Source organism: Mycobacterium colombiense, from assembly GCF_003284935.1.
Lineage (GTDB): Bacteria > Actinomycetota > Actinomycetes > Mycobacteriales > Mycobacteriaceae > Mycobacterium > Mycobacterium arosiense_A.
The window spans coordinates 1-12,297 of record NZ_QMEV01000049.1 but is presented as its reverse complement, the minus strand read 5'-3'; the positions used below and the strand labels follow the sequence as shown (position 1 = coordinate 12,297).

Below are 12,297 nucleotides of genomic sequence, written 5' to 3'. Positions count from 1 at the left end.
AAGCAAGCAAACCCTCCGGCCACGCCGTGGATCAACCGACGACGGTGACCCCCGGGTTCCAGCGAACAGGTTCGCCAGCCGTCATTTTGGTGATGGCAAATCCGTGCGCCGCCCCGTACTCCGCCACTTCCGCAGGCAACTCCGACGCCGTGGTCAGCGCGATCAACGATGGTCCGGCCCCGGAGAGAGTCGTCGCAACATTGTGACGCCGCAGCAGCCGCAAATATTCCGCCGAGGCCGGCATGGCCGGTGCGCGCTGCGGCTGGTGCAGCACGTCTTCGGTTGCCGCCATGAGCAGGTCGGGGCGCTCGGTGAGCGCTACTACCAGCAACGCCGTCCGGCTGACGTTGAAGCGGGCGTCCTCGTGGCTGACCTGCGCGGGCAGCAGCACGCGGGTCTCCGCGGTGAGCGAGCGTTCCTCGGGAATCGCGGAATACAGACGGATGTCGGGGTGCAGTCGCAGCGGCACCGCAGCGTACTGGGGGCGATCGCCACCGCGGTCCACCCACGACACCACCGCACCGCCCAGGACGGCGGCCGCCGCGTTGTCGGGATGACCCTCGAACTCCGAGGACAGCTGAATCAGTTGGGTATCGCTGAGCGGGTTCCAATCCGTCTGTGCGACAAGGCCGTTAGCGGCAGCCAGGCCACCGACCACCGCGGCCGCCGAGGAACCGAGGCCGCGCGAATGCGGGATGGCGTTGCGGCAACGCACCACCAGACCCGGTGCGCGAACCCCGACCGCACGCAGCCCACATTCCAGGGCGCGCACCACCAGGTGTTCCGGGCCGACGGGCAGCTGGCCCGCTCCCTCGCCTTCGACCAGCACAACCAAGCCGGAATCGGTTGTCTCGACGATGATTTCGTCGTACAGGCTCAACGCCAGCCCGATGCTGTCGAAGCCGGGGCCGAGGTTGGCGCTGGACGCCGACACCACGGCGCTGGCCACCAGCCCGACGGGCAGCATCGGGGTCATCAACAGCCCTTCGTCGCGAGCGCGCACATGTGTCAGGCCAGCCCCAGCTTTTCGACCACCAGGACGGGATCCACCGGCAGCGGGGTCACGGTCGGCATGTCCCGCAGCGCGGTGTCGGGGTCCTTGAGGCCGTTGCCGGTCACCGTGCACACGACCGTCGACCCGCGGGCCACCCAGCCGTCGTCGACGGCCTTGAGCAGCCCGGCGATGCTGGCCGCCGAGGCGGGTTCGACGAACACGCCCTCGGACTCGGCCACCAGGTGGTAGGCGGCCAGGATCTCTTCGTCGGTCGCGGCCAGGAAGCGGCCATTCGATTGCTGCTGCGCGTCGACGGCCGCCGTCCACGAGGCGGGCGCGCCGATGCGGATCGCGGTCGCGATGGTCTCCGGGTTCTTGACCGGCGCGCCGTGCACCAGCGGGGCCGCACCGGCCGCCTGGGTGCCCAGCATGCGCGGCAACTTCTCGATCAAGCCTTCGTGGTGATACTCGGTGTATCCCTTCCAGTACGCGGTGATGTTGCCCGCGTTGCCGACCGGTAGGGCGTGCACGTCGGGCGCGGTTCCCAGCGCGTCGACGATCTCGAACGCCGCCGTCTTCTGACCCTCGATGCGCACCGGGTTGACCGAGTTGACCAACGCGATTGTCGGAAAATCGGCGGCCATCTTGCGGGCCAACTCCAGGCAGTCGTCGAAGTTGCCGTCGATCTGAATGATCTTGGCGCCGTGCATCACCGCCTGCGCCAGCTTGCCCATCGCGATCTTGCCCTGCGGTATGAGCACCGCGCAGGTGATGCCGGCGCGCGCCGCGTAGGCCGCCGCGGACGCCGAGGTGTTTCCGGTCGACGCGCACAGCACCGCCTGCTGGCCGCGCGCCAGCGCATCGGTGACCGCCATCGTCATGCCCCGGTCCTTGAAGGAGCCGGTGGGATTGAGGCCTTCGACCTTCAGATGCACGTTGCAGCCGGTCTTTTCCGAGATCCGGCCCGCCGCGATCAGCGGGGTACCGCCCTCGAGCAGGGTGACCGGGGTCCAGTCGTCGCCCACGGGTAACCGGTCCCGGTATGCCTCGATGAGACCCGGCCACGGTTTGTGGACGGCGGTGCGCGGGGCGCTCATAGGGTGGTCCCTTCCAGTCGCAGCACGCTGGTCACGCTCTGCACGACATCCAAATCGGCCAGCGCCTCCACGGTTTCGGAGAGCGCGGCATCCGTGGCGCGGTGGGTGACCACGACGATGCGGGCGCCCACCCGCCGGCCGCCCTCGTCCGCGACGCCTTCCTGACGAACTTCGGCGATGCTCACCTCGCGCTTGGCGAATTCGGCCGCGACCGAGGACAGCACGCCGGGCTTGTCGGCGACATTCATGCTGACGTAATAGCGCGTGGAGATGAAACCCATTGGTGCGATCGGAAGTTGGGCGTACTTGGATTCCTTCGGCCCGCGGCTGCCCAGCACCCGGTTGCGTGCGGCCATCACCATGTCGCCGGCCACCGCGGAGGCCGTCGGCGCCCCGCCGGCGCCCTGGCCGTAGAACATCAGCCGGCCGGAGGCCTTGGCCTCGACCACCACCGCGTTGAACGCGCCGTTGACGGTGGCCAGCGGGTGCGAGAGCGGCACCAGCGCCGGATAGACGCGCGCCGAAACCCGCTCTTGGCCACCGTCGGTCGTGATGCGCTCGCAGATGGACAGCAGCTTGATGGTGCAGCCGAGGGCACGGGCCGACTCGAAGTCGGCCGGGGTGACCTTGGTGATGCCCTCCCGGTAGACGTCGTCGGCGGTCACCCGGGTGTGAAAGGCGATGGACGCCAGAATCGCGGCCTTGGCCGCCGCGTCGTAGCCCTCGACGTCGGCGGTGGGGTCGGCCTCGGCGTAGCCCAGCGCGCCGGCTTCGGCCAGCGCGGTGTCGTAGTCGGCGCCGGTGCTGTCCATCGCGGACAAGATGTAATTGGTGGTGCCGTTGACGATCCCGGCCACCCGCAGCACCGTGTCACCGGCCAGCGACTGCGTGAGCGGGCGGATGACCGGGATGGCGCCGGCGACGGCCGCCTCGAAATACAGGTCCACGTGCGCGCTTTCGGCGGCCTGCGCCAGTTCACCCGTGGAGGTGGCCAGCAGCGCCTTGTTCGCCGTGACGACCGATTTACCGTGCTCGAGCGCGCACAGGATGGCCTTGCGCGCCGGTTCCACCGGCCCCATCAGTTCCACGACGATGTCGACGTCGTCGCGCGCGGCGAGCTCTTCGATGTCGTCGGTGAGCAGCTCGACGGGGACACCCCGGTCGTCGGCGACGCGGCGCACTCCGACGCCGCGCAACACCAGGGGCGCGCCGACACGGGCGGCGAGGTCATCGGCGCTGTCCTCGATGATCCGGACAACTTCGCTGCCGACGTTGCCCAATCCGAGTACCGCTACGCCGACCGGCTTTTCGTCACGGGGCACAGTTCACCTCACTTCCAGACTCAGGAGATCGTCGACCGTCTCGCGACGCAGGACCAGACGCGCGCGGCCGTCGCGAACCGCGACGACGGCGGGACGGCAGATCATGTTGTAGCGACTCGACAAGGAATAGCAGTAGGCGCCGGTGGCGGCCACCCCGATGAGATCGCCGGGCCGCAGATCGCCGGGAACCCAGGTGTCGCGCACCACGATATCGCCGCTCTCGCAATGCTTTCCGACGATGCGGGCCAGCTCCGCCGGCGCATCGCTGAGCCGTGAGACCAGCCGGGCGTCGTACTGCGCGTCATAGAGCGCGGTGCGGATGTTGTCGCTCATGCCGCCGTCGACGCTGACGTAGCGCCGGTGTGCGGTGGCGCTCACGTCGACGTCTTTGACGGTGCCCACCTCGTAGAGCGTGATGGTGCCGGGCCCGGCGATCGCGCGCCCGGGCTCGACCACCAGCCGTGGGGTCGGCAGCCCGACGGCCGCCGACTCGTTCCGCACGATCGCACCCAGCTTGGCGGCCAACTCATCCATCGGCGGCGGATCGTCGGCGGCGATGTACGAGATACCAAGCCCCCCACCGAGATCCACGGTAGAGATCTGTGCGGCCTTGTCGACACCGAACCGTTCCACGGCGTCGTGCAGCAGGCCGATGACCCGGCGCGCGGCGATTTCGAAGCCGGCGACGTCGAAGATCTGCGACCCGATGTGACTGTGCAGACCCACCAGCCGCAGGTGCTGCGTCTCGAACACCTTGCCCACGGCGTCCAGGGCCGCACCGCTGGCCAACGACAGGCCGAACTTCTGGTCCTCGTGTGCGGTGGAGATGAACTCGTGGGTGTGCGCCTCGACACCGACCGTGAGACGAACGAAGACGTCCTGGACGATGCCGGCCTCCGCCGCGATGGCATCGAGACGCTCGATCTCGAGCATCGAGTCCAAAACGACATGGCCGACACCGGCTTTGACCGCCGCCGTCAGCTCGGAGACGGATTTGTTGTTGCCGTGGAAGGTGATTCGCTCCGGCGGGAAGTTCGCGTGCAACGCGACGGCCAGCTCACCGCCGGTGCAGACGTCGAGCGACAGCCCTTCTTTGTCGATCCAGCGCGCGATCTCGCTGCACAGGAACGCCTTGGCGGCATAGTGCACGTTCTTGCCGCCACCGAAGGCCGACGCGATCTCGCGACAGCGGGACCGAAAGTCGTCCTCGTCGATGACGAATAGCGGGGTGCCGTACTCCTGGGCGAGGTCGGTCACCGCGACGCCCGCGATGCTGGCGACCCCATCGTCGTTGCGAACGGTGCTGCGCGGCCATACGTTCGGCGCCAGCAGGAGCAACTCCTCGGGGGATTGCGGCCGCAGCGGGCTCTCGGCGTGGCGGGTCTCTTCGGCGTGCCGAGGACCGGCGGGATGAACGTTCACATTCGCTCCGGAGCGGTGACGCCCAGAATCGCCAGACCGTTGGCGATCACCTGGCGGGTGGCCTGGCACAGCGCCAGGCGCGCGGTGTGCAGGTCGGTCGGTTGCTCGTCGCCCTGCGGCAAGACACGGCACGAGTCGTAGAACCGGTGGTAGTCGCCGGCGAGGTCTTCCAGGTACCGGCACACCCGGTGGGGTTCGCGCAAGGTCGCCGCGGTGCCGAGCACTCGCGGGAATTCGCCGAGGGTCCGCAGCAGCGTCCCCTCCTTGTCGTGGCTGAGCAGCTCGAGGTGGCCGGTGTTGGGGATCAGGCCGAGCTCGGCGGCGTTGCGGGCCAGCGCCGAGAGCCGGGCATGCGCGTATTGCACGTAGTAGACCGGGTTTTCGTTGGACGCCGACGACCACAACGCAAGGTCGATGTCGATCGGGGTGTCGACGGAGGAACGAATCAGGCTGTAGCGCGCGGCGTCGACGCCGATCGCCTCCACCAGGTCGTCCAGCGTGATCACCGTTCCGGCCCGCTTGCTCATCCGGACCGGCTGGCCGTCGCGGACCAGGTTGACCATCTGGCCGATGAGCACCTCGACGGCCGCGGGGTCGTCGCCAAACGCCGCCGCCACCGCCTTGAGCCGGGCGATGTAACCGTGGTGGTCGGCCCCGAGCATGTAGATGGCCAGGTCGAAGCCGCGCTGGCGCTTGTCCAGGTAGTAGGCGATGTCACCGGCGATGTAGGCTGGCTTGCCGTCGCTCTTGATGACGACACGGTCCTTGTCGTCGCCAAAGGCGCTGGTGCGCAACCACGTTGCGCCGTCCTTCTCGTAGATGTTGCCCGTTTCGCGCAGTTTGGCGATGGCTTCCTCGACCAGGCCCTTGGTGTGCATCGAGTCTTCGTGGGTGTAGACGTCGAAGTCGGTGCCGAACTCGTGCAACGACTCCTTGATATGGGTGAACATCAGGTCGACGCCGATTTCGCGGAAGGTCTCCCGCATTTCGCCGTCGGGCAGGCTCAGCGCGTCGGGCGCCTTGCGCAACACCTGAGCCGCGATGTCGTTGATGTAGGCGCCCGCGTACCCGTCCTCCGGGGTGGGGTCGCCCTTGGCCGCGGCGATCAGCGAGCTGGCGAATCGGTCGATCTGGGCGCCGTGGTCGTTGAAATAGTATTCGCGGGTGACGGCGGCCCCCTGCGTGGTGAGCAGCCGGCCCAGCGCGTCGCCGACGGCGGCCCAGCGGGTGCCGCCGATGTGGATCGGCCCGGTCGGGTTGGCCGACACGAATTCGAGGTTGATGTTGCGCCCGGCCAAGCCGTCCGAATGGCCGAAGCGGTCGCCGGCGTCGATCACGTTGGTGACGACGACGGCCTGCGCCGACGCCTCGAGGCGCAGGTTGATGAAGCCCGGTCCGGCCACCTCCGCCGACGCGATGCCGTCGGCCCGGGCCAGCGCCTCGGCGAGCCATCCGGCCAGCTCACGGGGGTTGGCGCCGACCTTCTTACCCAGCTGCAGCGCCAGGTTGCTGGCGTAATCGCCGTGCTCGGGATTGCGGGGACGCTCCACGGTGACGGTCGGCGGCAACGCGGCAGCGTCGAGCCCGCGCTCGGCGAGCACCGCGGCGGCGGTGGTTCTGAGCAGCTCAGCCAGGTCAGCGGGGGTCACGAGCGTCCATCCTATTGGCTGGGGTGCTCCCACCCCGAATCCATTGCGGTGGCAGGGTGGCCGCTTGGATGCGTTAGTCTGTCCGTGCTTGTTCGAAAGCCCCATGGCGCAACAGGTATGTCGGTGCGCCCCCGTAGCTCAGGGGATAGAGCGTCTGCCTCCGGAGCAGAAGGCCGCAGGTTCGAATCCTGCCGGGGGCACCACGCAAAACACCGCCTGACCTCGACGAAGGTCTAGCCACACCCCCAGTGGGATCGGCCGTTAGGCCTTCTTCAGGTCCTCGGCGAGCATCACAAGGATGTCGCTGGGACCGCGGACGTAGGTGAGCTTGTAGGCGTCCTCGTAAGTCGCCACGCCACGAAGCGGACGGCAGCCGTGCCTCGCGGCAATTTCGAGGGCTTTGTCGAGGTCATCAACCGAGAACGCGACGCGGTGCATGCCGATCTCGTTGGGACGAGTGGGCTTCGACTCAATCGCTTTGGGATGGATGTACTCGAAGAGCTCGAGGCGTCCATGACCGTCCGGCGTCTGAAGCATCGCAATGTTTGCGTGGTTGCCATCGAGGCCGACGGCAGTGTCGGTCCACTCGCAGCGGACGGTGTCGCGGCCGACGACCGTGAGACCAAGATCGGTGAAGAACGCGATCGTTGCTTCGAGGTCACGCACGGCGATGCCGACGTTCTCGAGTTTGATGGCCATGCGGTGCATCGTATCGAGCGGGGCCTCTCACGGCCGACCTAGTTCACGCCGGCGGTCGGTCGCCCCACCCCGGCTTCTCGGGTGGCCCGACCTCGGCTTCACGTCCGGTCGACTTGCCTGTGTCGCCGTGTCATGAGGCCGACCCCTGTGTGTGTTGAGAGCTTCGTGTCAGCACGAACGCCTCGATGTGTCGATCTTTCGCCCGCACCTCGTACTTCCGCCAGCCGGGATACAGCTCGAGTCCTTTGGCCCAGATCTCGTCGCGCTCCCGTGGCGTCGCGAGCCGCGCGGTGGCATTCCAGGTGTCACGGCCGATCGTGACCGTCGCTTCCGGGTGGGCCTTGAGATTGTGGTACCAGGCCGGATGCTTGCTGCCGCCGAAGTTGGACGCAATGAGGGCCAGGCCGTCCGGATGCGGGATCCCGTACACGGCGACGGTGCGCGACGCACCGGATTTGGCGCCCGTGGTGGTGAGCAAGACCGCCGGGATGCCAGTCGCGACCTCGGCGAAGCTTTTCCGTCCTCCGGTGGCCTTGGCGACGAGGCGGTCGAGGTGGTGTGCCGTCGGGCGCAATAGCGCCGCGCCCACGGTCGTCGACGCGAAGCGGCGCATCGTTCGGTGAAAGGCATTCGCATCGTCGAACGACCGCCCGGCCATGGTGTCATTCTGGTCCGCTCGCCCGCGCTGGACAAGCAACGTGAAAACGGGCCCCACGCGTCACAGACGACATTAAGCTGCTGGTCGTGGCCGTGAAGGTGTTCGCGAACGGGCGGGGGCGATGGCTGGCGATCGCGGCGTCGCTCGTCGTCTCCGCGGCCATGATCCACGCGCAGGGCACCAAGACGCGCTGCTGTGTCGAAACGCCCGCGGCGGCGCCGGGTCCGATCACCCCCAGCGCGACGGCGCCTGTGCCGCCCGCCAGCGCGCCGCGCCCGGCCAGCCCGGCCGAGATCGAGTCGCTGACGGCCCTGGCACCGCCGGCCCCGTCCGCCGGCCAGCAATTCCAGCTCGCCTTGCCGCACAGCGTGGGATCCGAAGAACGGTTGCAGGTCAAGACCATCTGGGCGGCCCGCGTCATCACCGTGCTCTTCCCCCAGATCAAGACCATCTACGGCTACCGCGAGGACCCGTTGCCGTGGCATCCCAACGGGCTGGCGATCGACGTGATGATCCCGAATTACCACTCCCCCGAAGGCATCGAGCTCGGCAACCAGATCGCCGGTTACGCCCTGGCGAACGCGAAACGATGGGGCATCAACCACGTGATCTGGCGACAGAAGATCTACCCGGGCGTCGGCGGTGGCAACTGGATGGCCGACCTGGGTTCGGAGACCGCCGACCACTACGACCACGTCCATATCGCGACCGGCGGGGGCGGCTACCCGAGCGGGCACGAAACCTATTACATCGCCTCGATGACCCCAGCTCCGCCGGACTGATCCGCCGGGCACCACCCGGCACCGGGTTTGAGTTGGTTGCCACGGCAATCGCCTTCGATTGCTGATGCAGGACATAGTTGCCCAGTGATGGCTTGCCAGCTTTTGCTGTTCGCCGCGCAATCGCAGGCGGTGCGCCGCATAATGAGCCCGTTATCACCATCCCTAAAGAGAAGGAGCCGAGATGAAGGCTGTTTGCGGGCTGCGCATGTTGTGTATTCCGGCGGTCGTTGCTGCCGCGTTAACGGCAGGTAGCGGGGTCGCCCGCCGCCGACGATGACGGATACCTGGGTCAACTGAAGAAGATCGGCGTCGTGTGGCAGCCGGGCGGCGAAGGCACGCTGATCTCGCTGGGCCATGCCATCTGCTCGGATCGCGCCGCGGGCAAGACTCCCGACGAGCTGGCCACCGATGTCCATTCCGGGTTGAACAGTTCCTTCAACTACGGGGACGCGACGGCCATCGTGAGCGCGGCGGAATCCAACTACTGCCCCTGATCAATCTCTGAGGCGCCGCCCTGACGGCGTCTCCGTCATGCCGGCGCGGCGGCGAACGCCGCCACCGGCATTTCGACGGACCCACCGCAGGGCCCGCCGCTGATATCGGTGTGCCAGGTGCCACGCAACGATCCGTCCGCCTGCGGTGTGTAGAACGCCCACGACCGTGCCGGTGCCCACACCTTCGGAATCCCTTCGCCCATATAGCAATCCCATTGGAAGTCGAAGCGCTCGACCCACTTGGCGCCGTCCCACGTGTAATGCGAAGGCTGGGGCAACGTCGGGTTTTTGGGCGCGGGCCCGTTCGTGGCGGTGGCGACGCACCGGCCCGACGAGCACGCGGTGGTGAAGACGTAATCGGCACTGAAGGTCGGTTCGGCCTGTTTGGCGGCGACGCTGGTGCCGGATTTACCGGCCGCATACCTCACCAATGAATATTTGCCGCTCCACGATGGCGACATCGCGTGGACAGACACGCCGGATGCGCCCACGACCCACGCGGTGACGGCAGTGAGCACCGCACCTACCCGAGACGTCGGCCGCATTGCGTCAATGGTGGACGTTCGATGACGCGGCCCGATCTCGGCGCGGACACGATCGCGGTGCGGTCGCGCCGATTCACCCCGCTCGCAACAGGAACAGCGCGTAGGCGGCCACCGACTGCGCGTCGACGATGACTCCCTCGCGAATCATCTGTTCGACCTCGTCGCGCGAGAACCACGCGCTGCGCATGTCCTGCTCCTCGTGCTCGCGCTCGACTTCCCCTTCGGCGATCCCGGTGGCCAGAAACACCCAACCCCGCTGACTGGTCATTCCCGGTGCGACGTCGAGCTGGCCGATCGCCTCGAACGACGTTGCGCGCAACCCGGTTTCCTCCCGTAGCTCGCGCGCGGCGAGCTCGGCCGGTTCGGCGTCGGCCAATTCGGGAGCGGTGCCTTGGGGAAATTCCCAACGCCGCTCGCCGAGGGGATAGCGAAACTGCTCGACCAGCCGGAAGCGGCGCCCGTCATAAGGCATCACGAGTGCATAGGCCGGCTTGTCGACGACGCCGTAGATACCCTGGCTGCCGTCCGGGCGGCGGATGTCGTCCTCACGCAGCACCATCCACTGGTTGCGGTAGATCTCGCGGCTCGCGAGGCGTTCGATAAAAGTCACGCCGCCAGTATTGCCGCGAATACCGCAACGCATACGGTGGCAACGGCTAGGAGTAGCGTCCGAGCCATGCCGTCCCCAGAAGCCATCACCGAGACCGTCAATCGCTACCTCGCGCTGGTCGCCACGGGTACCGCCGACGACATCGTGGCGCTCTACGCCGACGACGCCACCATCGAGGACCCGATCGGGTCCGACATCCGCCGCGGAAAGGACGCCATCCGGACCTTCTATGCGGGATTTCAGGACGCGAAGAAGGACACCGAGCTCGCCGAAATACGGATCGGCGGCAGCGAAGCCGCCTTCTTGTGGCATCTCACGCTCGACGCCGGCGACAGCAGCACCCGGATCTCGCCCATTTCGACGATGTCGTTCGACGGGGACGCCAAGATCACCTCGATGCGCGCGTTCTGGTCACCTGCAGACGTTCGGGTCTTGTAGATCCACCAATCTGTTGGCAGCCTGGTCAACTCGGGATACGGCCCAGGATGCCCTGCACGAGGGCGGTGGCGTCGTCGCCGAGATCGCGTCCGATGACGTCGACGTCGACCACGACGTTGGCCTTGGCCGCCAGGGCCCGCAATGCGCTGGTGTGCTGGCCGCCGACATCGGTGGTCCGCCCGTTGTCCTGCACCGTCCCCAGGGTGCTGCGCACCGAGGTCACCGGCCCGGTCTGCGCCGGTGTTCCGACGCTGTAGATGCCGGAGATGCCGCCGTGCGAGTAGGTCAATTGCTTGCCGGCGCAACCGTTGATGTGGTTGACGGCCTTGGTGACGAAACCCTTTGCGGCCGCGGCGTTGTCGAACGTCGCGACGAACTCCGAAACCCCGTGCGGGAAACCGTTGGTGTGCTGGCCCAGGTCCACGCCGTAGATGGCGCGATAACCGCTGTCACGATAGGACGCCGTCAAGCCGTTGAACACCGCCTCGGTGCATTCGGGGGGATCGAAGCTGTCACCGGGCTGCAATTCGTGCGTTTGCGTCCAGGTCTTGTTGACGTACATGCCCGGCGCCTTGATGAGACCGGCGACGTCTTCGCCGGTGAGCACCAGCGACTGCAGGCCTTCGGCCGTCACCGACGGTTCGGGCGGCGCCGAGGCGTTGGCGCTCAGCTTCGCCGCACCCGCGGCGGTGGTGCCCCCGGAATGCGCCGTCGACTGGCCAGTCTGCTTGTCACCCAGCGTCGCCCACAGCACCAGCGCCACCACGGCGATCACGGTGAAGGCGTACGACAGCGTCAGTCCGACCAGCGCGCGATTGCGGCCGCGCTCACCCCGCCGACGAATGTCTTTGAGGGCGAAGTGCCCCAACACGACTCCCACCGGTGCCAGCAGAAAGGCGAACACGACCGACAGCGTCGCCAGCGTGTTCACTTCCTCGGAGGGCGGGGCGGGCGGCGGTGGCTGCGGGGCGCCCGGGTCGAACGGATTGGGCCAACTGGGGCCCGGCCAGCTAGCCGTCATGAGAACGGGTCGTAGTCAGGGTCATTCGCGGGCGTCCTCGGCGGCGGTGCGGAACCGGCCGGCGGTTGCGGAGGCGCCGGGGGTTGATGCGGCGCGGGTGGCGGAAAGGCGACGTGTTGCGGAAAGGTCGATGCGGGAACGGGTTTAGGGCCGCTCTGCCGGAAATACGCGTTGGAGTCCGGCAGCGCGAGCAACGCGGCGGCGGCGACCGAGACGATGATCGTCACCACCGCGCCCACGTGCAGCAACTGATCGAACCACGCCACCGACTCCCCCGGGTCGACAACGAAAATCGCTGCGCCCGAGGCTAATCCAAGACCGCAGACGACCCATGTCACGACTCGGGCCCCGCTGCGTCCGCGATCGTCGAGCACACCCAGTGACACCACCAACGCGGCGACGACGATCAATCCGGCGGCCGCGGCGACCAGCGCCGGGCCCGACGTGCTACCGCGTGCACGGAAATCCGAAATCGCCACCAGCACGGCGATCGCCGCCGCCACCAGCAGGGCGGCGATGCCGGCGAACACGTAGCTGCCGAAGAACACGGTGGCCGGGGACACACC

The 12,297-nt window shown here is 67.6% G+C and carries 12 protein-coding genes, 1 tRNA gene and 2 pseudogenes; 4 read left to right on the top strand and 11 right to left on the bottom strand.

Annotation, left to right across the window (positions count from 1 at the left end):
- Positions 1 to 31: 31 nt before the first annotated feature.
- The 5 genes from thrB to argS are packed head-to-tail and all read right to left on the bottom strand — an operon-like array spanning position 32 to position 6,484.
- The gene (gene thrB, locus DQP57_RS19260) at positions 32 to 967 is read right to left on the bottom strand and encodes a homoserine kinase (RefSeq protein WP_112634344.1); all 936 of its coding nucleotides are present in this window, start codon (positions 965 to 967) and stop codon (positions 32 to 34) included.
- Between the two features lie 41 nt (positions 968 to 1,008).
- Positions 1,009 to 2,091 carry a threonine synthase gene (gene thrC, locus DQP57_RS19255; RefSeq protein ID WP_112634319.1) on the bottom strand — a complete coding sequence of 361 codons (1,083 nt, stop codon included), beginning with the start codon at positions 2,089 to 2,091 and terminating at the stop codon, positions 1,009 to 1,011.
- Complete coding sequence (locus DQP57_RS19250; protein WP_112634318.1) at positions 2,088 to 3,413, bottom strand: homoserine dehydrogenase; 1,326 nt, start codon at positions 3,411 to 3,413, stop codon at positions 2,088 to 2,090. Before DQP57_RS19250 ends, thrC begins: the two co-directional genes overlap by 4 nt.
- A gap of 3 nt (positions 3,414 to 3,416) precedes the next feature.
- The gene (gene lysA / locus DQP57_RS19245) at positions 3,417 to 4,775 is read right to left on the bottom strand and encodes a diaminopimelate decarboxylase (RefSeq protein ID WP_205869166.1); all 1,359 of its coding nucleotides are present in this window, start codon (positions 4,773 to 4,775) and stop codon (positions 3,417 to 3,419) included.
- Positions 4,776 to 4,831: 56 nt separating this feature from the next.
- Positions 4,832 to 6,484, bottom strand: a complete 1,653-nt coding sequence (argS, locus tag DQP57_RS19240; RefSeq protein WP_112634316.1) for an arginine--tRNA ligase — start codon at positions 6,482 to 6,484, stop codon at positions 4,832 to 4,834.
- 127 nt (positions 6,485 to 6,611) lie between these two features.
- Between argS and DQP57_RS19235 the strand changes: the two genes are divergently transcribed.
- A tRNA-Arg gene (locus tag DQP57_RS19235) sits at positions 6,612 to 6,687 on the top strand.
- 58 nt (positions 6,688 to 6,745) lie between these two features.
- Here the strand turns inward: DQP57_RS19235 and DQP57_RS19230 are convergent.
- Positions 6,746 to 7,183 carry a VOC family protein gene (locus tag DQP57_RS19230; RefSeq protein ID WP_112634343.1) on the bottom strand — a complete coding sequence of 146 codons (438 nt, stop codon included), beginning with the start codon at positions 7,181 to 7,183 and terminating at the stop codon, positions 6,746 to 6,748.
- Positions 7,184 to 7,313: 130 nt separating this feature from the next.
- Positions 7,314 to 7,841 carry a nitroreductase family deazaflavin-dependent oxidoreductase gene (locus tag DQP57_RS19225; protein ID WP_112634315.1) on the bottom strand — a complete coding sequence of 176 codons (528 nt, stop codon included), beginning with the start codon at positions 7,839 to 7,841 and terminating at the stop codon, positions 7,314 to 7,316.
- Between the two features lie 86 nt (positions 7,842 to 7,927).
- Between DQP57_RS19225 and DQP57_RS19220 the strand changes: the two genes are divergently transcribed.
- Both DQP57_RS19220 and DQP57_RS19215 read left to right on the top strand, forming a co-directional pair.
- Positions 7,928 to 8,623 (top strand): glycoside hydrolase, encoded by a 696-nt coding sequence (locus DQP57_RS19220; RefSeq protein ID WP_240631815.1) that lies wholly within the window; start codon positions 7,928 to 7,930, stop codon positions 8,621 to 8,623.
- 205 nt (positions 8,624 to 8,828) lie between these two features.
- Positions 8,829 to 9,117 (top strand): annotated as a pseudogene (locus tag DQP57_RS19215) (DUF732 domain-containing protein).
- Positions 9,118 to 9,152: 35 nt separating this feature from the next.
- On the opposite strand, the gene DQP57_RS19210 reads toward DQP57_RS19215, so the two are convergent.
- Both DQP57_RS19210 and DQP57_RS19205 read right to left on the bottom strand, forming a co-directional pair.
- Positions 9,153 to 9,578 (bottom strand): hypothetical protein, encoded by a 426-nt coding sequence (locus DQP57_RS19210; RefSeq protein WP_112634341.1) that lies wholly within the window; start codon positions 9,576 to 9,578, stop codon positions 9,153 to 9,155.
- A 157-nt stretch (positions 9,579 to 9,735) separates the two neighbouring features.
- The gene (locus DQP57_RS19205) at positions 9,736 to 10,305 is read right to left on the bottom strand and encodes an NUDIX domain-containing protein (protein ID WP_205869165.1); all 570 of its coding nucleotides are present in this window, start codon (positions 10,303 to 10,305) and stop codon (positions 9,736 to 9,738) included.
- Positions 10,306 to 10,338: 33 nt separating this feature from the next.
- Here DQP57_RS19205 and DQP57_RS19200 point away from each other — a divergent pair, with 33 nt between their 5' ends.
- Positions 10,339 to 10,710, top strand: a complete 372-nt coding sequence (locus DQP57_RS19200) for a nuclear transport factor 2 family protein (RefSeq protein ID WP_112634313.1) — start codon at positions 10,339 to 10,341, stop codon at positions 10,708 to 10,710.
- 25 nt (positions 10,711 to 10,735) lie between these two features.
- Here the strand turns inward: DQP57_RS19200 and DQP57_RS19195 are convergent, their stop codons facing one another.
- Positions 10,736 to 11,731, bottom strand: coding sequence for a sensor domain-containing protein (locus DQP57_RS19195; RefSeq protein WP_112634312.1), 996 nt, complete (start codon positions 11,729 to 11,731; stop codon positions 10,736 to 10,738).
- Positions 11,728 to 12,297 (bottom strand): annotated as a pseudogene (locus DQP57_RS26905) (hypothetical protein); the annotation flags it as partial. The pseudogene DQP57_RS26905 and the gene DQP57_RS19195, both read right to left, overlap by 4 nt.

What these genes read in the sequence shown, in the direction of transcription:
- thrB (WP_112634344.1), bottom strand. Translation starts at nt 967, where the DNA reads ATGCTGCCCGTCGGGCTGGTGGCCAGCGCCGTGGTGTCGGCGTCCAGC.
- thrC (WP_112634319.1), bottom strand. Translation starts at nt 2,091, where the DNA reads ATGAGCGCCCCGCGCACCGCCGTCCACAAACCGTGGCCGGGTCTCATC.
- DQP57_RS19230 (WP_112634343.1), bottom strand. Translation starts at nt 7,183, where the DNA reads ATGGCCATCAAACTCGAGAACGTCGGCATCGCCGTGCGTGACCTCGAA.
- DQP57_RS19225 (WP_112634315.1), bottom strand. Translation starts at nt 7,841, where the DNA reads ATGGCCGGGCGGTCGTTCGACGATGCGAATGCCTTTCACCGAACGATG.
- DQP57_RS19210 (WP_112634341.1), bottom strand. Translation starts at nt 9,578, where the DNA reads ATGTCGCCATCGTGGAGCGGCAAATATTCATTGGTGAGGTATGCGGCC.
- DQP57_RS19205 (WP_205869165.1), bottom strand. Translation starts at nt 10,305, where the DNA reads ATGCGTTGCGGTATTCGCGGCAATACTGGCGGCGTGACTTTTATCGAA.
- DQP57_RS19200 (WP_112634313.1), top strand. Translation starts at nt 10,339, where the DNA reads ATGCCGTCCCCAGAAGCCATCACCGAGACCGTCAATCGCTACCTCGCG.
- DQP57_RS19195 (WP_112634312.1), bottom strand. Translation starts at nt 11,731, where the DNA reads ATGACGGCTAGCTGGCCGGGCCCCAGTTGGCCCAATCCGTTCGACCCG.